Origin of the sequence: Klebsiella sp. CD33 (assembly GCF_051992865.1) — a bacterium.
GTDB lineage: Bacteria > Pseudomonadota > Gammaproteobacteria > Enterobacterales > Enterobacteriaceae > Klebsiella > Klebsiella pneumoniae.
This window is the reverse complement of the sequence record NZ_CP197023.1, coordinates 1820188-1840666: the sequence shown is the minus strand read 5'-3', so window position 1 is coordinate 1840666 and position 20479 is coordinate 1820188. Positions and strand designations below refer to the sequence as shown.

General features: G+C 58.8%; 18 protein-coding genes, 3 tRNA genes and 2 pseudogenes. 9 read left to right on the top strand and 14 right to left on the bottom strand.

Going from position 1 to position 20479, the window contains the following annotated elements:
• Nucleotides 1-356 precede the first annotated feature (356 nt).
• From ldtA to nac, 3 genes are all read right to left on the bottom strand, one after another.
• Nucleotides 357-1298, bottom strand: coding sequence for a L,D-transpeptidase (gene ldtA, locus ACR809_RS09090; protein WP_004227147.1), 942 nt, complete (start codon nucleotides 1296-1298; stop codon nucleotides 357-359).
• A gap of 78 nt (nucleotides 1299-1376) precedes the next feature.
• Complete coding sequence (cbl, locus tag ACR809_RS09085) at nucleotides 1377-2327, bottom strand: HTH-type transcriptional regulator Cbl (protein ID WP_004180456.1); 951 nt, start codon at nucleotides 2325-2327, stop codon at nucleotides 1377-1379.
• Nucleotides 2328-2433: 106 nt separating this feature from the next.
• Nucleotides 2434-3351 (bottom strand): nitrogen assimilation transcriptional regulator NAC, encoded by a 918-nt coding sequence (nac, locus tag ACR809_RS09080; RefSeq protein WP_002911729.1) that lies wholly within the window; start codon nucleotides 3349-3351, stop codon nucleotides 2434-2436.
• A 330-nt stretch (nucleotides 3352-3681) separates the two neighbouring features.
• Between nac and ACR809_RS09075 the strand changes: the two genes are divergently transcribed.
• A tRNA-Asn gene (locus ACR809_RS09075) sits at nucleotides 3682-3757 on the top strand.
• 94 nt (nucleotides 3758-3851) lie between these two features.
• Here ACR809_RS09075 and ACR809_RS09070 read toward each other — a convergent pair.
• Nucleotides 3852-5486: a Na+/H+ antiporter gene (locus ACR809_RS09070; RefSeq protein WP_122051200.1), complete on the bottom strand. Its 1635-nt coding sequence runs from the start codon at nucleotides 5484-5486 to the stop codon at nucleotides 3852-3854.
• Nucleotides 5487-6075: 589 nt separating this feature from the next.
• Here ACR809_RS09070 and acuR point away from each other — a divergent pair.
• From acuR to ACR809_RS09055, 3 genes and pseudogenes are all read left to right on the top strand, one after another.
• Nucleotides 6076-6901 (top strand): annotated as a pseudogene (gene acuR, locus ACR809_RS09065) (acrylate utilization transcriptional regulator AcuR).
• Nucleotides 6792-7754: an MDR family oxidoreductase gene (locus ACR809_RS09060; RefSeq protein ID WP_223174639.1), complete on the top strand. Its 963-nt coding sequence runs from the start codon at nucleotides 6792-6794 to the stop codon at nucleotides 7752-7754. The pseudogene acuR and the gene ACR809_RS09060 overlap by 110 nt, the downstream one beginning before the upstream one ends.
• A gap of 120 nt (nucleotides 7755-7874) precedes the next feature.
• Nucleotides 7875-8798, top strand: a complete 924-nt coding sequence (locus tag ACR809_RS09055) for a nucleoside recognition domain-containing protein (protein ID WP_122051199.1) — start codon at nucleotides 7875-7877, stop codon at nucleotides 8796-8798.
• On the opposite strand, the gene ACR809_RS09050 is transcribed toward ACR809_RS09055, so the two are convergent.
• Nucleotides 8709-10331 carry an alpha/beta hydrolase gene (locus ACR809_RS09050; RefSeq protein WP_122051198.1) on the bottom strand — a complete coding sequence of 541 codons (1623 nt, stop codon included), beginning with the start codon at nucleotides 10329-10331 and terminating at the stop codon, nucleotides 8709-8711. The two genes, ACR809_RS09055 and ACR809_RS09050, sit on opposite strands and share 90 nt — an antisense overlap.
• Nucleotides 10332-10603: 272 nt before the next feature.
• On the opposite strand from ACR809_RS09050, the gene pmrD reads away from it, so the two are divergent.
• Together pmrD and ACR809_RS09040 are read left to right on the top strand one after the other, a co-directional pair.
• On the top strand, nucleotides 10604-10849 hold the full coding sequence (gene pmrD, locus ACR809_RS09045) for a signal transduction protein PmrD (RefSeq protein ID WP_004141189.1): 246 nt from the start codon (nucleotides 10604-10606) through the stop codon (nucleotides 10847-10849).
• A gap of 129 nt (nucleotides 10850-10978) precedes the next feature.
• Nucleotides 10979-12433: an AMP nucleosidase gene (locus tag ACR809_RS09040; protein ID WP_004148975.1), complete on the top strand. Its 1455-nt coding sequence runs from the start codon at nucleotides 10979-10981 to the stop codon at nucleotides 12431-12433.
• A gap of 161 nt (nucleotides 12434-12594) precedes the next feature.
• On the opposite strand, the gene ACR809_RS09035 is transcribed toward ACR809_RS09040, so the two are convergent.
• From ACR809_RS09035 to ACR809_RS09025, 3 genes are all read right to left on the bottom strand, one after another.
• Nucleotides 12595-12670 (bottom strand) — tRNA-Asn (locus ACR809_RS09035).
• A 128-nt stretch (nucleotides 12671-12798) separates the two neighbouring features.
• Nucleotides 12799-14235, bottom strand: coding sequence for an EmmdR/YeeO family multidrug/toxin efflux MATE transporter (locus ACR809_RS09030; protein ID WP_004151469.1), 1437 nt, complete (start codon nucleotides 14233-14235; stop codon nucleotides 12799-12801).
• 34 nt (nucleotides 14236-14269) lie between these two features.
• Entirely contained in the window at nucleotides 14270-14422 is a 153-nt protein-coding gene (locus ACR809_RS09025) for a DUF5951 family protein (protein ID WP_162992529.1), read from the bottom strand.
• A 5-nt stretch (nucleotides 14423-14427) separates the two neighbouring features.
• Here ACR809_RS09025 and ACR809_RS09020 point away from each other — a divergent pair.
• Nucleotides 14428-14503 (top strand) — tRNA-Asn (locus ACR809_RS09020).
• A gap of 53 nt (nucleotides 14504-14556) precedes the next feature.
• On the opposite strand, the pseudogene ACR809_RS09015 reads toward ACR809_RS09020, so the two are convergent.
• Nucleotides 14557-14643 (bottom strand): annotated as a pseudogene (locus ACR809_RS09015) (type II toxin-antitoxin system PemK/MazF family toxin); the annotation flags it as partial.
• A gap of 141 nt (nucleotides 14644-14784) precedes the next feature.
• On the opposite strand from ACR809_RS09015, the gene ACR809_RS09010 reads away from it, so the two are divergent.
• Entirely contained in the window at nucleotides 14785-15888 is a 1104-nt protein-coding gene (locus tag ACR809_RS09010; protein ID WP_122051197.1) for an AarF/UbiB family protein, read from the top strand.
• Here the strand turns inward: ACR809_RS09010 and ACR809_RS09005 are convergent.
• From ACR809_RS09005 to ACR809_RS08995, 3 genes are all read right to left on the bottom strand, one after another.
• Entirely contained in the window at nucleotides 15885-16856 is a 972-nt protein-coding gene (locus ACR809_RS09005; protein WP_032446270.1) for a sensor domain-containing diguanylate cyclase, read from the bottom strand. The genes ACR809_RS09010 and ACR809_RS09005 overlap by 4 nt on opposite strands.
• A gap of 206 nt (nucleotides 16857-17062) precedes the next feature.
• Nucleotides 17063-17899 (bottom strand): alpha/beta fold hydrolase, encoded by an 837-nt coding sequence (locus ACR809_RS09000; RefSeq protein ID WP_004180471.1) that lies wholly within the window; start codon nucleotides 17897-17899, stop codon nucleotides 17063-17065.
• Between the two features lie 192 nt (nucleotides 17900-18091).
• Nucleotides 18092-18667: a hypothetical protein gene (locus tag ACR809_RS08995; protein ID WP_004175291.1), complete on the bottom strand. Its 576-nt coding sequence runs from the start codon at nucleotides 18665-18667 to the stop codon at nucleotides 18092-18094.
• Between the two features lie 131 nt (nucleotides 18668-18798).
• Here ACR809_RS08995 and ACR809_RS08990 point away from each other — a divergent pair, with 131 nt between their 5' ends.
• Nucleotides 18799-19713, top strand: a complete 915-nt coding sequence (locus ACR809_RS08990; protein ID WP_020324331.1) for a LysR substrate-binding domain-containing protein — start codon at nucleotides 18799-18801, stop codon at nucleotides 19711-19713.
• A 5-nt stretch (nucleotides 19714-19718) separates the two neighbouring features.
• Here the strand turns inward: ACR809_RS08990 and ACR809_RS08985 are convergent, their stop codons facing one another.
• Both ACR809_RS08985 and ACR809_RS08980 read right to left on the bottom strand, forming a co-directional pair.
• Nucleotides 19719-20054 (bottom strand): DUF1869 domain-containing protein, encoded by a 336-nt coding sequence (locus tag ACR809_RS08985; protein WP_002911862.1) that lies wholly within the window; start codon nucleotides 20052-20054, stop codon nucleotides 19719-19721.
• A 6-nt stretch (nucleotides 20055-20060) separates the two neighbouring features.
• A complete protein-coding gene (locus ACR809_RS08980; protein WP_122051196.1) occupies nucleotides 20061-20393 on the bottom strand; it encodes a DUF1971 domain-containing protein in 333 nt (110 codons plus the stop codon).
• Between the last annotated feature and the right edge of the window lie 86 nt (nucleotides 20394-20479).

The window sequence follows — 20479 nt, the reverse complement described above, 5'->3', positions numbered from 1 at the left end:
CAGCGGCGATGGGGTTCAGCGGTAGTGACTGTGGTTAGGCGTGTTTTGACAATAGGGATTCAGCACAACTCATCCGTCTTATATTCTGGATAATGGCTATCATAAAGGGGATCTTCGCTTTCATGGACAATGGCAGCCCCAAAAAAAATCCTCAGTAATAAGATTAAGTCCATAGGCATATTTGCAGACTTTATCATCCCCTCCTGAGCATCTCCTGGCGCCCTCATTAAAACACCATCACAGCCACTGTTGATAAGTTAAGGATCGGTTTCCCGATCCTTATTCCCAACAACGTTGAATGCATCGTCAGCAAAAGAGCCTTCTTACAATAGCCGTTAATCAGACTAAACGACCCGCTACAAACTTCCCTGCGCCGCTGTGGCGCTGATATTCACCGGCATGCCGGAGCGGCGCTGCAGGGTCTGCTCGACCTGGGCAGGGCTCACTCCCGGCCCCTGGGTAAAGTCGCGCAGCGCCGAGGTCATCGGCAAGGGGACTTTTCTGTCGGATTCAAACTCCGCGCGGTTGCGCGACAGCGGCTCGTGCACCTCCAGCCAGTGACTGCCGTCCGGCTCCACGCTGTACTTCACCGGCTGATCGATCAGCTGAACCCGCGTCCCAACCGGCACGTTATCAAACAGGAATTTAATATCGTCATTGCGCAGGCGGATGCACCCCTGGCTGACACGCAGCCCGATACCAAAGTTGGCGTTGGTACCGTGGATGGCGTACAGCCTGCCGATGTAGATCGCATACAGCCCCATCGGGTTATCGGGCCCGGGAGGCACCAGCGCCGGCAGGGTTTTGCCCTCTTTCGCATACTCGCGGCGGGTATTGGCGGTTGGCACCCAGGTGGGGCCTTCCTGCTTACGCTCTACTGCCGTCACCCAGTTACGCGGCGTTTCGCGTCCGGCCTGGCCAATGCCGATTGGCAGCACTTCGACGCTGTTGCCCAGCGGCGGATAATAATAGAGACGCATTTCGGCGACGTTGATCACGATCCCTTCGCGCACGGTGTCGGGCAGGATCAGCTGTTGCGGAATGGTCAGCGTCGAACCGGAGCGTGGCAAATAGACATCGACCCCGGGGTTGGCTTCCAGCATATTGCTTAACCCCTGGCCGTACTGGGCGGCAAAACTTTCCAGCGGCTGGGTGTTATTGTCCGGAACGGCAATGGTAAATGCGCTGCCCACCAAACGGCTCCCCTCCGGCGGCAGCGGATAGCTGACGGCCAGCGCGCCGTGGCTGGCAAGCAGCATCAGCGCCGTACAGAGTAATTTCACACGCCGCATCGTCATTTTCCCTTCCTCAGTCGCGACTCACGTGTGTGAATTATAGCGTTATTTCCACTCCCCGACCCGCTGGCCAGCATTTCCTTAAATCTGATAGTCGATTGCGGCCTCTTCCGGCTCCATCGCCTGACGCTTAATCTCATCCAGCGACAGTCCGGCATTGCACAATTCGATAAAGCGCCAAACGTAATTCCGCTGCAGCTGGCCCCGCTTCAGTCCCAACCACACGGTATTGGCATCGAACAGATGGCGGGTATCAAGACGCGTAAAGGTGTCCGCTTCCCGGGCATCACCGGACTGCTCGGCGACCAGCCCGACGCCCAGCCCCAGCTCCACGTAGGTCTTGATCACATCGGAATCCTGCGCGCTCAGCACGATATCCGGCATCAACCCCTTGCGGTTGAACGCCTCATCAATGCGCGAACGGCCAGTGATCCCCTGGCGGTAGGTGATTAACGGCCAGCGGGCGATCGCCTCCAGCGTCAGGGGAGAAACCTGCGTCAAAGGATGATCCTTCGGCACCAGCAGGCTGTGATGCCAGCGGAACCAGGGGAAAGCCGCCAGCGTCGGATCGTTGCTCAGGCGCTCGCTGGCGATGCCGATATCCGCTCCGCCGTTATGCAGCAGCGCTTCGATTTCCTGCGGGGTACCCTGCACCAGCTCGACGCGAACATCTGAGAACAGCTCGCGGAAAGCTTTAATGACCGGCGGCAGGCTGTAGCGCGCCTGAGTATGGGTGGTGGCGATGGTTAAGACGCCTGACGCATCGTTAGTGAAGAGATCCGCCAGCCGCCGAACGTTACTGGCTTCATTGAGGATCCGCTCGGCAATCGATAACAGCGCTTTACCCGGCTCGGTCATGCCTAACAGGCGTTTGCCGCGGCGGATAAAGATCTCAATCCCCAGCTCCTCTTCCAGTTCCCGGATATGGCGACTGACGCCTGACTGCGAGGTATAGAGCATATTCGCGACTTCCGTCAGGTTGTAATCCTGACGGGCCGCCTCACGGATAATTTTCAGCTGCTGGAAGTTCACCCTTTCCTCCGGGCCAATGGACTTAACGTATCTGCTATTGTTAAAGTCTGTTGTCCCAGGTAACAAATAATAAAAACCAGCAACTTATTCCTTAAGAGAATATACCCTAACTGACCAGCTGCAGTTCACGGTTTTCCAGCGATGGGCGGCTCACCAGAGACAGCAGGATCTCTTTCACCGCCTGCGCCTGCGGCGACAGACTGCCGCGAGCCGACATGTTCAGCGACAGCGACAGGCTCATTGAAGGCGTGCTGATCCGCGCCATCCAGCCGTTCGCCGCCCCGCACAGGGAACGGGCAGCGGATTCCGGTAACACCGTCGCCCCCATGCCGCTGGCGATGGCCGCGGTCAGGGTGGTAATGGATTCGATCTCGCCGATAATTTTCGCCGACAGACGACGCAGGGTGAATGCCTCAGTGACCCGCGCCCGCACTGCGCTGTAATCGCGCGGCAGGAACAGGTTCATCTCCGCCACCGCCGTGAGATCCACGCTCTGCCCCGGGCAGTCGCGGGTGCCGACCAGGTAAAGGTCTTCTTTCAGCAGCGGCTGGCTGACGATGCCTGCCACCGGCGAACGCTCATAAAGCACCGCCATATCCAGCTGGCCCGCCAGCAGCTTGTCATTCAGCGCTGTGCCGCTGCTCTCCTGCAGATAGACCATCACCTCGGGCAACTCATTGCGCACCGTTTGCAGCAACGGCATGGTAATGGCGGAGGCCGCGGTGCCCGGCGCCAGGCCGATCGACACCTGACCACGCAGCGTCTGGCCGACGTTATTGACCGCCAGCTGCGCCTGCTCGCACTGGCGCAGGATAGTGCGCGCATGGGTGTAGAGAATTTTACCGGCTTCCGTTGGCGTGACCCCTCGCTTGGTGCGTATCAGCAACTGCTGGTCCATTTCACCTTCCAGGGTCGCGACCTGTTGGCTGAGGGCCGGTTGGGCGATATGCAAGACTTCAGCGGCCTGGGTCAGACTGCCGATATCGACGATTTTCACAAAATATTTCAGTCGTCTTAAGTTCATTTTGCCTCCTGTAAGGAACGCCAGCGTCAACGCTGGGAGTATGATGCACTGGCTTTTGCAATTTGCTTGCCAGCTTTGCATTTCCTCGGCTGTCGCCCGCCACAGGCAGTGTTATAAGGGATAGTGATAGCAATTCGGTTTTTATTTGCCCGGTAAGCAGATTGTGGTATGCCCCATTAGGGGTACATTCGCACTACAACGGTGCAACATGGTGAAAAAAACAGCGCATGGGTGGCGATTGCTGAAATTGTCAGCAGTCGAACGCAATTCTTTGAATCAGGCTTTGACAAGGCCGGATGGCATCGTTAATATGCGCCCCGTTCACACGATTCCTCTGTAGTTCAGTCGGTAGAACGGCGGACTGTTAATCCGTATGTCACTGGTTCGAGTCCAGTCAGAGGAGCCAAATTTAAAAAAGCCTGCTTTCGAGCAGGCTTTTTGCTTTTCAGCGCCGGTACTTCTGCCGGAAGGCGAATGGCCACCCTCCGGCGATTGCGGCTTTAGCGTAAACTCTCTTCCTTCAGATCTATCTCCCGCAGCACCTCATAAAAAGTGATATCGCTGATGTTATGGGCGCGGCGCAGCCGGAACAGCTCCTGACGCTGGGCGATAATGACCTCTCGTTGCATATATTTCTCCAGCCTGGCGCGCTTAGCCAGCTCCAGCCCGACATCCTGCCCCTCGTCATTGTCGTTATAGTGAAGCCGCCGCTGATAGGTTTCGAGCAGCATATTGCCGGCATCGGCCCGCAGGGCCTGCTCACTGGGATCCTCCACCGGCTCGTCCAGTAGCGCGTTAAGACGGTTAATGGCCACCTCGGTCATCACGGCGCCAATGTCGTCCTTACCGGTGTCATGCGGTAGATCATCGGCAAGATAACGGGTCATAAACGGCAGACCGACAGCCGCCACCACCAGCGACATCAGGATCACCGCCATCGAAAGAAAGATCAGTAGTTCACGGCCCGGGAACGGCGAACCATCTGCCAGCACCACCGGCAGCGTCAGAATACCAGCGAGGGTCACAGAGCCCTTCACTCCCGCCAGCGCCATGACGGCGAGGATACTGAATCGTGGACGGACGGTGATGGCCTTGCCTCGACGTTTGCGGCGAAAAATTGTCAGCTTCATCGACAGCCATACCCAGGCGAAGCGCATCAGACCAAGCGCCAGGGTGATGGCCACGGCGTACAGCAGCAGATACCAGGGCGAAGAGACGCCGGCCTGGCTGGCTACCGCCGGCAGCGTCCTGAGCATGCGCGGCAGCTGCTCGCCCAGCATCAGAAAGATCATCCCGTTGAGGGTGGTCTGTAGCATGGACCATACCGCGCTGCTTTTCATGCGCGTCGCCGGAAGCCGGGGCCCCGACAGCTGCTCATAATGCATCGCAATGCCGGCGGCGACGGCGGCAAGAATGCCCGAGACATGGAACGCCTCGGCCAGCAGGTAGGCGGCGAAAGGGATAAGCAGGCTGATCAGGATCTGGATGGCTGGCTCCTCGCGGGTGCGCCGAACCAGAAAGTTATTACATTTGCCGGTGACCCACACCACCACGAGGCCACTGAGGATTCCCCCGAAGGCCATCAGGAAAAATTTCACCACCGCGTCTCCCGGGGAGAAGCTGCCGGTCAGCACCGCGGCGATGGCGAAGTTAAAGGCGACGAGGCCTGAAGCATCGTTTAACAACGACTCCCCTTCGAGAATATGCGCCATCCTTGAGGGAAGCGGCGAGCTGGCGGTCATTGCCGATACCGCCACCGGATCGGTAGGCGACAGAATAGCCGCGAGGGCGAACCCTGCCGCCACGGTGATAGCCGGGATCAGCCAGTGAATAAACAGGCCAATACCGAGAATAGTCACCATCACCAGGCCTATCGCCAGCGATAAAATCGGCTTCATATCGCGGAAAAAAGCGTCTTTGGGGATGCGCCAGCCATCGAGGAACAGCAGCGGCGGGATAAACAGCAGTAAAAAAATATGCGGGTCAAAATCGACCTGAAAGCCACTGGCGGCCAGCGCGGCGCCCGCGGCGATTTGGATCAGCGGTAGCGGCACTTTAACGGGCAGAAGATGGGACAGGAACACGGTCACCACGATGGCCATGATAAAGACCAGCACGATAGCAATTAGCGACATTCATCCCCTCCTCTGACGGCAATATTCATTCTGTACATCAGGCTGTTAATCCTTTTTCGCAGGTGTTGTTTCGGTAACAGATTATTTACCCAGTCACCGATAATTAAAGACAGACGTCATTGTCTGCCGGCGATAATATTTAAACTGAGGTGGCAACCGGTGCCGGATCAGGGGTGACAATGTCTTTTATCAAGCCGCGTTTGTCAATCCGCTATCGTCTGCAAATCATCGCCGGCCGGCATTCCGGGGAGAAGTCCTCACGGGACTGTCGACCGGGTACTTCGCAAATTAGCCTCTTCACATGGACAAAACCACTCAACCGCTCCAGCCCCCCGCTGTTTATATATTCCCAATATTATTAATTCGTATTATGCATTGTGAATATGGATATTAATGACCAGTCTAATATACCCGGCAGAGTTATATTTCGTGCCCCCGCCGGCAGTACGAACCATGTATTTGCGATAAATAATTCTTAACGCCCCCAGCCCAGAATGATTCGTCAGCCAGCCTTACGCTACGCGCAATGCTTGCCCTACCTCTGAATTGGGCGTACCCTGACCAACAATTAAACCACACGGTCTAAATCATGAATCCCGATACCTCCGCCGTCCTGAAGCCCCGCCGCGGCCGTCCACCCAAGGTCGATCGCCAGTTTGACGATACGCGTCAGGCGCTGATTCGCTCAGGCCTTGAAGTGCTGACCGAAACGGGCTATCTCGCGGCGGGTATTGATGCGGTGATCAAGAATATCGCCGTGCCAAAGGGGTCGTTTTATCATTGCTTTAAAAGCAAAGAGGCCTTTGGCCTCGCCGTGCTTGCCGCCTATGGCGACTTCTTTGCGCATAAATTAGATAAATTCCTGCTGGACGACGCCGTGCCGCCGCTGGAACGGATGGCGGCCTTTGTGCGTCATGCCGGTCAGGGAATGGAGAAATTCCAGTTTCGCCGCGGCTGCCTGGTGGGCAACCTGCTGCAGGAAGCCCCGTTGTTACCCGAGACGTTTCCCCAACGGTTGATGGCTATCCTGGCGGCATGGGAGTCGCGCGTGGCGCGCTGCCTGCGCGAAGCGCAGGCAGCCGGGGCCATCGCCAGCGACGCCTCACCGCAGGCGCTGGCCCAGGTGTTCTGGATCGGCTGGGAAGGCGCGGTGATGCGCGCCAGGCTGGTCCAGTCTGCCGCACCGCTTAACCAGTACTGGGATTTTTTTGCGCACAGTATGACAACAAAAACACCTGCACAGGACGGCGCTAGCGCCGATAACCCCCTTCCGACGAGGAATACTCTGTCATGAAAGCATTAGTTCTGGACCAGATCGACAACCGCACCGTCGCCACCGTCAAAGATATCGACCTGCCCGCTCTTGCCGAAGGCGACGTCCGGGTCGCCATCGACTGGTCGAGTCTCAATTATAAAGACGCCCTGGCGATCACCGGCAAAGGCAAAATTATCCGTCAGTTTCCGATGGTGCCGGGCATTGATTTTGCCGGTCAGGTGAAAGAAAGCCGCGATCCGCGCTTTGTTCCCGGCCAGGCCGTGATCCTCACCGGCTGGGGCGTGGGCGAAAACCACTGGGGTGGCCTGGCCACCGAAGCCTGCGTTAAAGGCGACTGGCTGGTTGCTCTGCCGGAGACGCTCAGCGCGCGCCAGGCAATGATCATCGGCACCGCCGGCTTTACCGCGATGCTATGCGTTGATGCTCTCGTTAGCGCGGGTGTCACCCCTGATAGCGGGGATATCCTGGTCACCGGCGCCAGCGGCGGGGTCGGCAGCACCGCCGTGGTGTTGCTGAAAGCCCTTGGCTACCGGGTGACGGCCGTATCGGGCCGGGAATCGACACACGATTACCTTCGCCAGCTGGGCGCCGATACGATCCTGCCGCGCAGCGACTTCGCGGAGACCCGTCCGCTGGAGAAACAGCTGTGGGCGGGCGCGGTGGATACCGTTGGCGGCCCGGTGTTGGCCAAAGTGCTGGCGCAAACGCAATATCGCGGCTGCGTCGCCGCCTGCGGTCTGGCCGGGGGCTTCGATCTGCCGACCACCGTGATGCCGTTTATTTTGCGCAATGTGCGTCTGCAGGGGGTGGATTCGGTGATGGTGCCGACCGCTGAACGCGACGCCGTCTGGCAGCGTCTGGCCCAGCTTCTGCCGGAGAGCTACTACCAGCAGGCGGCCACTGAAATCACGCTGGAGCAGGCGCCAGCGTATGCCGCAGATTTCCTCAGCAATAATATTCATGGTCGGACGCTGGTCAATATCGGTCAGTAATCCTCTTCTCCCGGCGCCCGTGCGGCGCCGGATCCCGAGAGGGATCAAGGCATATCATTTCCTTCCCCACGGGATTATGATGACGCGAACGAATAGCTCTGCGAGTGGTAAAAAAAGTAAATGGATGTCATAAGCATCATTATGGCGGCGGGCAAGTCATCCGTTGACGTCGCGCTGTATACGCTGTTGCCGATCATGGTGATCATGCTGATCATCATGAAATACCTTGAGGTCCGCGGTATCCTCGATGTGATTGTTCGCTGGGTGGCCCCTCTGCTGAAGCCCTTCGGCTTAACCGGGATGAGCGCCTTCGCCCTGATCCAGATTAACTTTGTCAGCTTTGCCGCCCCGCTGTCGATTATGGATAAACGCGGCGTCTCGGACCGACAAATGGCCGCCACGCTGGCCATGGTGTTCGCCATGGGGCAAGGCAACGTCTTCTATCCTCTTACCCCTTTTGGTCTGCACTGGCTGGCCTCGATCGTTATCTCGGTGGTCGGCGGCCTGTGCGCGGCCGCCGTCGCCTGGCACGTCACCGGACGGCGCTTATCGGTCGCCGAGAACCCCCGCGCGGAAGCGCTGCCGAACGCCGAGCAGAACAGCCAGGGAATTCTGGCCGTGATTAATAGCGCCGGCTCCGACGCCATCCGCCTGGCGCTCGGCGCGGTGCCAATGCTGATCCTGTCGTTAACCATCGTCGGGCTGCTGCAGGGCGCCGGGGCTATCGACCTGCTGCAGCAGCTGCTGAAGCCGCTTCTCAGCTGGCTGCACATCCCCCAGAACTTTGTGCTGCCGGCGCTGGTGAAGTGCGTTGCCGGGGGCACCGCCTACTTTGGCGTCATTTCCGAGCTGATCCAGCAGGGCAAAGTCACCGTCGGCCAGGTCAACGCCTCGGCAGGTCTACTGATCCAGACCTTTGATCTTCCCGGTATTGGCATTTTTCTTGGCATCAGCTCAAGGTTTGTCCGCCTGTTCCGCTTCGTGGCTCCCGCGGCGATCGTCGGTATCCTGCTGCGTACCGTTCTGCACCTGATCCTGTTTTAACGCCTCTGCTCTGGCCTGCGCTTTCAGGCAGGCCGCCACCGCCGCCTGTTCGCCGCAGGCGATGCGCTCATCGACGCGCGTCATCATCCATGGAAAGAATGGATTGGAGGTGACGCGCATTAACGTCTCCAGCCCCACGCTCAGCGTCCCGGTCTCTCCGCGCAGTGAAATGGTGCCCAGGCTAATGCCGTAGCGGTTCTTCTCGTCCGGCTCGCGACCATACAGCGAGTCGCTCAGGGGAAACGGCACCGCCACATGCGACAAAGAGTACATATCCGCCGGCCAGGCCAGGTGTAAAGGATAACGATGCTCTTCCCGTTCCTGGGCCAGCGTGGTCCGGGCGACGGTCTGCAGCGTGTGCGCCGTCGCGTTGGTCACCACCGTGGTGGTATAGGCCCGCGGCGCCGGGGGCAGCAGCGTATTCACCGCCGCATAGAGCGCAGGGCGAAACAGGACCCGGAGATCCGCCGCCTGGTTAATATCGAACACCACCAGCTCGCTGCCGTTATCCGGCAGATAGCGATACAGGGACTCCACCACCGCGCGGGTGCTGACCGTGGAATCCATCACCGACTGAAAGGTGAGGATCGGCGGCAGCGCTTTCAGCTCGCCCTGCCGGGCCGCGCGGATAATCTGCTGCTGCAGCGCCTGGCTCAATAACCACGATTGTCTCGCCGCCTTGACCGGAAAGGAGTTGTACTTGAACGGATTAAACTCAGGCGCCACGTTCAGCCAGGCCGCGCGGGCGAACGCCGGGAAGACGGACGGTAGCCCGGCGAGGCCGGCGAAACGGGCAAACGCGGTCACGCCGATCATCGGCGACAGCAGAATGATCTGCTGCGGCTGACGCAGGTGGCTATCCTCCAGGCTATCGAGGGCATACTTGAGCGCCAGCGCGCCGCCGTTAGAGTAGCCGACCAGATCGAGCGGCACGTCCGCCCCGGCAAGACGGGTCGCTTCGCGTACCGCCAGACGCGTCGCCGCCAGCCAGGTCTCCCAGTCAACCGCCGTTAACGCCCCCGGCGCGGTGCCGTGTCCCGGCAAACGCGGCACCACCGCCACATAACCCCGCTGCTGCCAGAGTTGCGCCAGATAGCGCACGCTGTAGGGCGAATCGGTCAGGCCATGGAGGAGCACCACGCTGCCGCGCGGCTTGCCCAGCGGCAGCAGCACAAAAGAACGGTTCCAGTCCTGCTGAAACTGCCCCGGCCAGACCCGGCTGTGACGATAAAAGCGGTTGACCGGAGTTTTATCTTCCTCCGGCAAAGCCTCTGTCACCTCACGCTGGAGATCGGCGAAAATCGTCTTCTCCCGCGCCAGATACTGGGCAAAGGTCGCCTGGTCTATCTCTTCGGCCGACATCTCGTTGCCACTCCAGGTATGCCAGCGATGCAGGGCCGGGCCGCGCTGGGACTCATAGATCCGCCCGGCGAGAAAGACCACCAGCAGCGCCAGTACCGCAATGCTCCCTTTTTTCAGCAGTGAGCCGATAACGGCGCCCGACGTTCGCCAGTGTCGAAATAGATGCTTCATGACGCTCTCTCTTATATTTATTGCGTAGCCGGACTTATCAGCCCTCTTCCTGACAGGCTATTCTCACGGACTGCTTTTCAGCATAGTCATCGCTTCCTGCAAATTAAACCCGGCAGATCATTGCCCCCCGGCATAAAAAAACCTAGCGCACAGATCAACAATTGGTTGCGTATTTTTAAACACTGCATAAACCAAGGGGATAATCTTATTGTCAGATTTTTAAGAAACATGAATTATCGACGCACATGTCGCTATGAGAGGATAAAAAACAGATGGAGTGGTGGGTAAAAAAAGTACAGGACAACGCTTCGGCCAGCCTCTGCCGCGTCGTGCTTCAGAGCGGTGCGCTGGAGATGATCGCAGAGATTGAAGCCTGTCGCCTCCGCCTGCGGGAAGGGGATAAACTCACTCCGCTGGCCGATGCGCGCTATTGTCTGAATAATAATCCGACGCAAACTTTGAAGATCCGCAACGCCACTCATTATAGCAGCGAGCGTTGGACAAACGCCGGCAAATAACACGAGCCCGCTCCTTTTACTGGTTATGGTCTGAGTATCGTCGCATTTGACAGATAAATTCTCCTTCGCCCTTTTCCCGCTGTGACATACTATCGGGAATGTCAGCAGACCTGAAACAAGGAGCGAATCATGAATATCAAGGCCGCCAGTCTGACCCCGGAACAAGCGCTTGCCGAGCTGGAAGCACGCTATGAAGCCTCGGTCACGGCGTTACGCAAAGCCATCGGCGACTATATCGACCATAATACGCTCCCCGATACCGAAGCCCGCGCGGAAGGTCTTTTTGTCTATCCGCAGCTGTCGGTCTCCTGGGACGGCGCCGATCATAAAGCCCTCAAAACGCGCGCCTGGGGACGTTTCACCCATGCCGGTTGCTATACCACCACCATTACGAATCCGAAACTGTTCCGCAACTATTTGCTGGAACAGCTGACCCTGCTGTATCAGGACTATGGCGCGCATATCAGCGTCGAGCTGTCGCAGCATGAGATCCCCTATCCTTACGTGATAGATGGTTCCACCCTGACACTCGACCGCTCGATGAGCGCCGGTCTGACGCGCTATTTCCCTACCACCGAGCTGTCACAAATTGGCGATGAGACCGCGGATGGCCTGTTCCATCCCACCGAGTTCTATCCGCTGTCGCACTTTGACGCCCGCCGCGTCGATTTTTCGCTGGCGCGTCTGCGTCACTACACCGGCACGCCGGCGGAACACTTCCAGCCCTACGTGCTGTTCACCAACTATACCCGCTACGTGGATGAGTTCGTCAGCTGGGGCTGCAGCCAGATCCTCGATCCCGACAGCCCCTATATCGCTCTCTCCTGCGCCGGCGGGATCTGGATCACCGCCGAGACCGAAGCGCCGGAACAGGCCATTTCCGATCTGGCGTGGAAGAAGCACCAGATGCCGGCCTGGCATCTGATCACCCACGACGGCAAAGGGATCACCCTGATTAACATTGGCGTCGGCCCGGCCAACGCCAAAACCATCTGCGATCATCTCGCGGTACTGCGGCCGGACGTCTGGTTAATGATCGGCCACTGCGGCGGCCTGCGCGAAAGCCAGGCCATCGGCGACTATGTGCTGGCCCACGCCTATCTGCGTGACGATCATGTACTGGATGCGGTGCTGCCGCCAGATATTCCGATCCCCAGCATTGCCGAAGTGCAGCGCGCCCTCTACGACGCCACCAAGCAGGTGAGCGGGATGCCCGGCGAAGAGGTTAAGCAGCGGCTGCGTACCGGGACGGTGGTCACCACCGACGACCGTAACTGGGAGCTGCGCTATTCCGCTTCGGCGCTGCGCTTTAATCTCAGCCGGGCGGTAGCTATCGATATGGAGAGCGCGACCATCGCCGCCCAGGGCTATCGCTTCCGCGTCCCCTACGGCACGCTGCTCTGCGTCTCGGACAAGCCGCTGCACGGTGAAATCAAGCTCCCCGGCCAGGCTAACCGCTTTTACGAGGGCGCTATCTCCGAGCATCTGCAGATAGGCATCCGGGCGATTGACCTGCTGCGCGCCGAGGGAGATCACATGCACTCGCGTAAGCTGCGCACCTTCAACGAGCCGCCGTTCCGTTAATCGTCGATGACGTGGGAATCGTGAGATAAACGCTGACGTTACCCGCCAGGGAGCGTCAGCGTCCGGATAAGCGAAACAAACGACCCGGCGGTGTTTGTCCACGGAAGAAAGGCGGTAGACAGAAAAGCAAAAAGCCTGCTCGAAAGCAGGCTTCTTAAATTTGGCTCCTCTGACTGGACTCGAACCAGTGACATACGGATTAACAGTCCGCCGTTCTACCGACTGAACTACAGAGGAATCGTGTGAACGGGGCGCATATTATCGATGACGCCCGGCGCTGTCAAAGCCTGTTTTCAATAAAATGAATCGTTTGCCGAATTATTCTTCACTTTGCGCAAAAAATGGCGTTTAGCCTCGCAAACGACTCAGCTTTCCTCCGATGAAGCCTTTACGCGCGGATATTTCCACAGCCAGCGGCCGCTCACCATGCGGAAATAAAACAGCACGCCGCGCACCGCCCAGTCGAGCACCATCCCTAACCAGACGCCAATCACCCCCATCCCCAGCACGATGCCCAGGGTATAGCCCGCCACCACCCGGCAGCCCCACATGCCGAGCATCGACACCCACATGGTGTAGCGTACGTCACGGGCGCCTTTAAAAGCGCAGGGTAAAGTCCACGACAGCGACCAGATCGGCATAAACAGGGCGTTGAGCCACAGCAGCTGTTTAACCACTTCTTTTACATCTTCTTCATGGGTGTAGAACGAGGCGATAAAGCCGGCGAAGGGGGCGCTGCCCCAGGCGATCAGCGTCAGAATGATCGTCGACAGCCAAAATACGTGCCAGGCCTGGAATTCAGCCTGACCAATCTGCCCTTTTCCCAGCCGCTTGCCGGTAATGATCGTCGAGGCCGAGCCGAGGGCGTTGCCCGGCAGGTTAATTAGCGAGGCCACCGAAAAGGCGATAAAGTTGCCGGCGATAACGTTGGTGCCCATCCCGGCGACAAACATCTGGGTCAGCAGCTTGCCGCCATTGAACAGGACCGATTCGATACTGGCCGGGATGCCGATCCCCATCACCTCCCAGATAATGGCGAAGTTAAAGGGTTTGAAGTAACCCTTCAGCGACAGCCGCAGCGCCGGATTGAGGCCCACCATCAGCACCCAGATCGTGGCTATCGCGCCAATATAGCGGGCAATGGTCAGCCCAAGCCCGGCGCCGACAAACCCCAGCCCCGGCCAGGAGAAGATGCCGTAGATGAGCACGCTGCTGATTAAGATATTGAGGATATTCATCCCGCCGTTGATCAGCAGCGGGATTTTGGTGGTGCCGGCGCCGCGCAGCGCCCCGCTGCCGATCAGCGCAATCGCCGCCGCCGGGTAGCTCAGCGCCGTCAGTTCCAGATAGGTCAGCGCCAGGTCCTTGACCTGGGCGGTGGCATCGCCGGCGACAAAATCAATAATCTCCTGGCCAAAGGCATGGATCACCCCCGCCAGCAAAATGGAAAACAGGGTCATAATGGCCAGCGACTGGCGCGCGGCCGCCCTCGCCCGCCGCCGATCGCGCTTGCCGAGGCTAAAGGCCACCACCACCGTGGTGCCCAGGTCGATGGCGGCAAAGAAGGACATGATGACCATGTTAAAGCTATCGGCCAGCCCCACACCGGCCATGGCCTCTTTTCCCAGCCAGCTGACAAGGAAGGTGCTCAACACCCCCATCAGCAGCACACAGGCATTTTCCAGCAGAATGGGCACAGCGAGAGGGCTGATTTCGCGCCAGTACAGCACACGATAACGCTGACGTTTTTTAAACCAGGATGTCCGTTCGACAGCCTGGCGTACGGCGGAGGTGACGTTCAAGAGAGACCTTAGTGAGAGATGTTGAAACAACATTTCAAATGATGATTGAGAAATGGATATACTGCAAAGTATTTTCCGTAATAATTGTCGGAAATGACAACAAATTGTCGATGGAAGCGGCAGTTGCACCTGAACAGGCGAATTGATGTTTGACAAAAGTTTTTTCGCCGCTAAGATACGACTCCACACGATTCCTCTGTAGTTCAGTCGGTAGAACGGCGGACTGTTAATCCGTATGTCACTGGTTCGAGTCCAGTCAGAGGAGCCAAATTTAAGAAGCCTGCTTTCGAGCAGGCTTTTTGCTTTTTTGCGTCGCTGACGTTAACTCAGCATCGCATCCAGCCTGGCAAGCACCTCGTTGACAACGACGTCAGGTATGCGTTCCAGACGCTTGCCTTTCCCTACCGCCTCCCTACGCCCCGCGTGTCCTCCGTGAACGCACCCCAGCTCAGCCTGAAAAAGCGCCTGCCAGTAGGATGAATTCACTATCGTTTGCGGGTGAGATAGCGTGGATTATCCACTCTGTCTAACGTTATACCCGGAGGCACCATGAACCTCAGACAACAGCAACAGCAGGCGTTCGATCGCAGCGGGGAACCTCTTATCGTCGGCAACGTCAGCCACTGCCCGCTGCCGCCGGAGACCCTCGCCGCACTGGGCCCCGATTCCCCCTATGTGGTGCAGGTATACGGCTCAGGCCTGACCGGCGAGGTTTATCGTCTGCGCATCGCCGGCAAGGAGTACAATTTAAAGAAACGTCGCGCCGTCGCCGGCGTTGCCAACCTCAACGGCCAGCTGTCGTTTTTAAATGAGGTACAGCGTCGGCAGGCATTGCAACAGCTGAAGGATGACCCGGTCACCGCGCCGCGCTTCACCCACATCGTCCCAACGCTGTATGCCGATTATCGCCTCGGCATCCTGCTCTCCCCCTGGATCGATGGCGAGCCGATACACCAGTTAACCCCGCCGCTGATCGCCCAGCTATTTACTACTCTGGAAGCCTGCGAAGAACAGGGGCTGATGGAGTGGGATCTCTGTAGCGGGAATCTGCTGGTGGACCGGCAGGAGCAGCTATGGCTGTTCGATTTTGGCTATATGTATCCCTTCGACCCGCTGAGAGAATTCAACAGCAATGGTCTGGCCGACCCGCTGTTCCACTTTGTCGAACGTTTTGAGACTCGCTTCTTTTTTAGCTGGCTGATGACCCGGCTCCCTGACGCCGAACAGCAGCTGGCGCACTATCGCGAGATGAAGCGGCTGGCGGTCGAAAGCTACCGCCGGAAGCTCGTCTGGCTTCGCGCCCGGCGCGCTGACCCGCTGGTGCTGGCTCACTTTCAGCAGTTGACGGCGCGCTGGGAGTCGGCGCTGGCGGACCCTGCCGCGCTGAGCCGGCTGTTTGCCGTAGAGGCCTTTCGCTCACATGTGCTGGATATTGAAGACGACCTGCATGGTCAGTCCTGTACCTTACTCACCCTGCAACGCATTGACTGGGTGATAAACCAGCTGGAACAGCATTATCGCTTTATCGCCGACGAAGGCGGCCTGTTTTACGATAACGAAGGGAAATCGCAGCAGGCGCTGCTCAGCAGCTATGCGCAGAAGCGGCAGCAGGCGCAGCAGTACCTGTTGAATGCCACCGCCGCGAAGGATTAACGGCGCTCGCGCCCCTGCTTCTGCTTCGCCTGGTACATCAGGCGGTCGGCGGTGGCCACCAGCGCGTTGAGACTGGGGTGGTGGGCGGGATCGTACTCGACGCAGCCCCAGGAGAACGCCAGCTGCCAGGGGTGAGCCGCCTGCTGGTTGAAACGCGCCACGTTGTGGCTGAGCGTCTCCATCGCCGTCGCGGCATCGTGGCGGCTGGTATTGGCGAACAGAATGATAAATTCGTCCCCCCCCTGCCTCGCGAGGATATCGGACTCGCGGAAGGCCGCTTTCATCAAGTCGGCGATGGCGATCAGCGCGCGATCGCCCTCTTCATGCCCCCAGGTATCATTGATGTGCTTGAAGCGATCGAGATCTACAAACGCCAGGCTCACCGGCTCATGGCGGCGCTGGGCCGTCAGCAGGGCATACTCTGCCAGGGTGAGGAACCCCCGGCGATTAAACAGTCCCGTCAGCTCATCCGAGGTTGCCGCATCCAGCACCTTGAACTCATCCTCCACGATCGCCGCCAGATCGCTTAAGATCTGCATTTCATGGGCGGAAAACGATCGCGGCTGGTGATCCATCAGACAGAACGACCCGACGGTCGCGCCATCCGGCAGTTGCACCGGATACCCGGCGTAAAAGCGGATAAACGGCGCCTCAATGACCAGCGGGTTATCGTGAAAGCGCTCGTCCTGCTGCATGTCGTTGACGATAAGCGGGTCGGTTTGCAGAATGGTATGGGCGCAAAATGAAATATCTCTCGGCACCGTGTCCACATCGAGACCGGCACAGGACTTGATATGCAGGAGATCTTCCCCCACCAGACTGATGGACGCCACCGGCAGGTTATACAGCGAACGGGCAAGCCTGGTCAGGCGATCGAAGCGTTCTTCTTTTCCGCTATTCAACAGCCCGGAAGAGCGTAGCGATTGCAGGCGACGCTGCTCGTCGGGATGAAGTCCGGCTAATTTCATTGTCTCTCACTTGTCTCTTGCGCAGAATTCCGCCGGGTTTCCGCAGAGAAACCCGGCGTTTTATCCTGCGAGGGGAAAATAGTCGTCAGGTACCCCATGAGTTAAGCAGATTTCCTCTGCACGTCAACCGGCGCGCCCCAGGCGACTGGCGCCCAGGGCGCTGGCGGAATGCCATTAACAGCACTCTGCCCGGCAAAGAGGGCAGATCAGGCGCGAATAAACGCCAGCAGATCGGCGTTGATAGTATCGGCGTGGGAGGTATGCATCCCGTGCGGGAAGCCAGGATAAATTTTCAGCTGGCTGTTCGGCAGCAGCTTGTCCTGCAGGATGGCCGCATTTTTATAGGGCACCACCTGGTCGTCATCTCCCTGCATCACCAGCACCGGCAAGGTGATCGACTTAAGGTCTTCCGTCTGGTCGGTCTCTGAAAACGCCTTAATGCCTTCATAATGGGCTTTGGCGCTGCCGATCATCCCCTGTCGCCACCAGTTCTGGATCGTCCCCTGAGATATCTCTGCTCCATCACGATTGAAGCCATAGAACGGGCCAGAGGCGACGTCGAGATAGAACTGGGCGCGGTTCGCCGCCAGCGCTTTGCGGAAACCGTCAAACACCTCGATCGGCGTCCCGCCCGGATTCTGCTCGGTTTTCACCATTAGCGGCGGGACGGCGCTAATTAACACCGCCTTCGCCACCCGCCCCTGCGGCTGGCCGTAGCGGGCGACGTAGCGGGCGACCTGGCCGCCGCCAGTGGAGTGCCCGACGTGGACCGCATTGTGCAGATCCAGATGTTCCACCACCGCCGAAACGTCCGCCGCGTAATGGTCCATATCGTGCCCCTCGCTAACCTGATCGGAGCGGCCATGACCCCGACGATCGATAGCGATGACCCGGAACCCTTCGGCAAGGAAAAATAACATCTGGTTATCCCAGTCGTCAGCGCTTAACGGCCAGCCGTGATGAAAGACAATCGGCTGAGCTTCCTTTGGTCCCCAGTCTTTAAAGTAAATGTTGACGCCGTCTTGGGTGGTGACAAATGCCATATTACAGACTCCTCTTTCAGGATAACCAGCCTGCAGGCCCGTGCCTGGGCTGAACGCCGACGGCGGCCGGCAGGAGTGCCGACCGCACAGGAATGTGATGCCTGTAACAGTGTAGAAGATATTTAACGCCGGGCGGGACAACTTACCCTGTCTCGCTTGATTCGCCGATCCTGGACCAGACCGCGTCTGGTATCAGGCCGCACTCTCCTGCTGGCGGATCCGCACCATCAGCGCGCCGAGCAGCGCCCAGTCAAGCAGCACGGCGAAGGCAAAGCAGACGCCATGGCGTCCTCCTCCCGCAGTATGCCAGGTCAGCAGCGTCGCCGCGATGGCGATAGCTACGCTCAGCACCGTGGCGCCGCTGACCCGCATCCCCGGCAGCGCCGTCCTACCCGCCGCAATGCGCCAGGCGACAGCCGCTCCCGCCCCACCGCACGCCACGCCCGGCAGCAGTGCCGGCCAGTCCTGCCCGCCATACCAGGCCACCAGCGCCAGCAGCCAGCCGGCCGCTGACAGCAGAAAGGCCCAGCGCGTCGCCGCCAGAGGTGAGCGATAAAGCCAGGATTGTCCGCGAGTGAATCCCCACCCGACGCCAAAGGCCGCAATCAGCGCCGTCAGCAGACTCAGCGTGCCGGTCACCCCGATAACCGGGGGCATGATTAACAGCAAGGCCCCGGCGGCGATGACCACGCTAAGGGCGATAGCGCGGCCGCGGGGGTCGATCGTTGCCGCGGCTTCCGCGGCGGTGTAGCGGCTTACAACGTGCATAGTTGACTCCTGACAGGCGAAGCTGCATGAATTTAATTCATGTCATTGTCTTTACATGCCCGTAGCCTATCGCCACAATATCGCTTTACACAAACGCATAGTTTTCAGCCATAGATGAGAAAAACTCAGCCATGAGACCGCCCCGTCTGCCGCCGCTGGGGGCGCTACGCGCTTTTCATGCCGTCGCCCGCCACCGCAGTTTTAAACAGGCCGCCGAGGCGCTCGGCGTCAGCGCGACGGCGGTCAGCCATCAGATTAAACTGCTGGAGTCGGTGCTGGAGTGCCGGGTCTGCGAACGCAGCGCGCAGGGCGTCAGTCTGACCGCTGATGGCGAGATCCTTTACGCCGCCACCCAACGCGCCTTTAGCGCCCTGGAACAGGCCGTCGTCCAGATCGCTCATGCCCGTCAGCCGCCATCCTTAACCGTCACCACCACCTCCAATTTTCTCACCCACTGGCTGGTGCCGCGGCTGGCGGATTTCACCGCCCGCTTTCCGGCTATCGACCTGCGGCTACACACCAGCGTCGAACGAGTGGATCTGCATCTGGGCACGGTAGACGCCGCGATTCGCTATCGTGAAACGTCGGAGCGGGACCTGTACTGCACGCTGCTGTATGAGGATCGCTTTATCGTGGTCGCCAGCCCAACTCTGGGCCTCAGCCGGCCTGAAGATCTGCAGCGGGTGACGCTGTTTCACGTTGCCAACCGGCGCGTGCCAGCTGATTCGCCGAGCTGGGAGAACTGGCGTCGGCGCTATGGACCGCCGACGCTGAATATTGATGCGGGGTTAACCTTTAGCGATGAGACCCATGCCCTACAGGCGGCGGTGGCCGGTCAGGGAGTGGTGATCGCCAGCGAACTGCTGGCGCGGGATCTGCTGCAGCGCGGGGTATTGTCCGCGCCGTTCAGCAACGCATTGCCTGGCGCCCGCTACTACCTGGTCACCACCGAGGCTGCGGCGCAGCGGGCGGATATTATCGCTCTGCGGGAGTGGCTGCTCAGCCAGATGGCGTCGGGCGACGGCGGCCATCCGACTGCGGGATAGCGGGCTTACCAGCCGCAGACGTTGGTCTCTTCATCGGACTCGTAGCCGCGAACGATATTGATCAGATCCTTCACCGCATCAGCCGCGGTGAGTGGGTCGCGCAGCGCCGCCAGCGAGGAAAAGGTTTTATCAACCGAGACGCCGTTATTGTTATTGGTGACCGTCAACAGAAACTCCCCCTCTTCCCTGTCGTCCGGCAACTTGCTCAGCAGGTCATTAACGGCCTCCACCGCCTGCTGTGGAATATACAACACCATTGGTTTGAGAAATATTTTTTCCTGCTTCTGGTGAAGTCGGCCATTCTCTAGCGCTAAGGTATAACCTTTATTTTCACTGGTCATCTCTTGTTATCCCTCGATGAGAATTTTTGGATCAACATAAAAGTCGACATTAAAAACCGTGTCCTCTGAGAGGGCCTCAATACAGTGCCACTTCTCCGGCGGAAAGACGCCAAACTGGCCGGCTTCAATAGTCAGGGTTTCAACGGGCTCGGGGCTGATTTCATCGGCATAGCCGAGATAGCGGATCGCCCCCTGCATCACCGAGAGACGAGGGTAGACGCCCTGCCGGGTGCCGGCATCCAGATGGCGGCGCCAGATAGAGGCCGGGGCGGTCTCTTTGGTCCACAGCGGCGTGCTGCGGGTGTGAACGTAATGGGTGGGAATAATGATTCGCTGCATGATTGTGCCTCACTTTACCGTCTCAAATGCGACGTTCAGAAATAGCCTATATGATGCATATCATATACCCCTTTTAAACGTTAAGG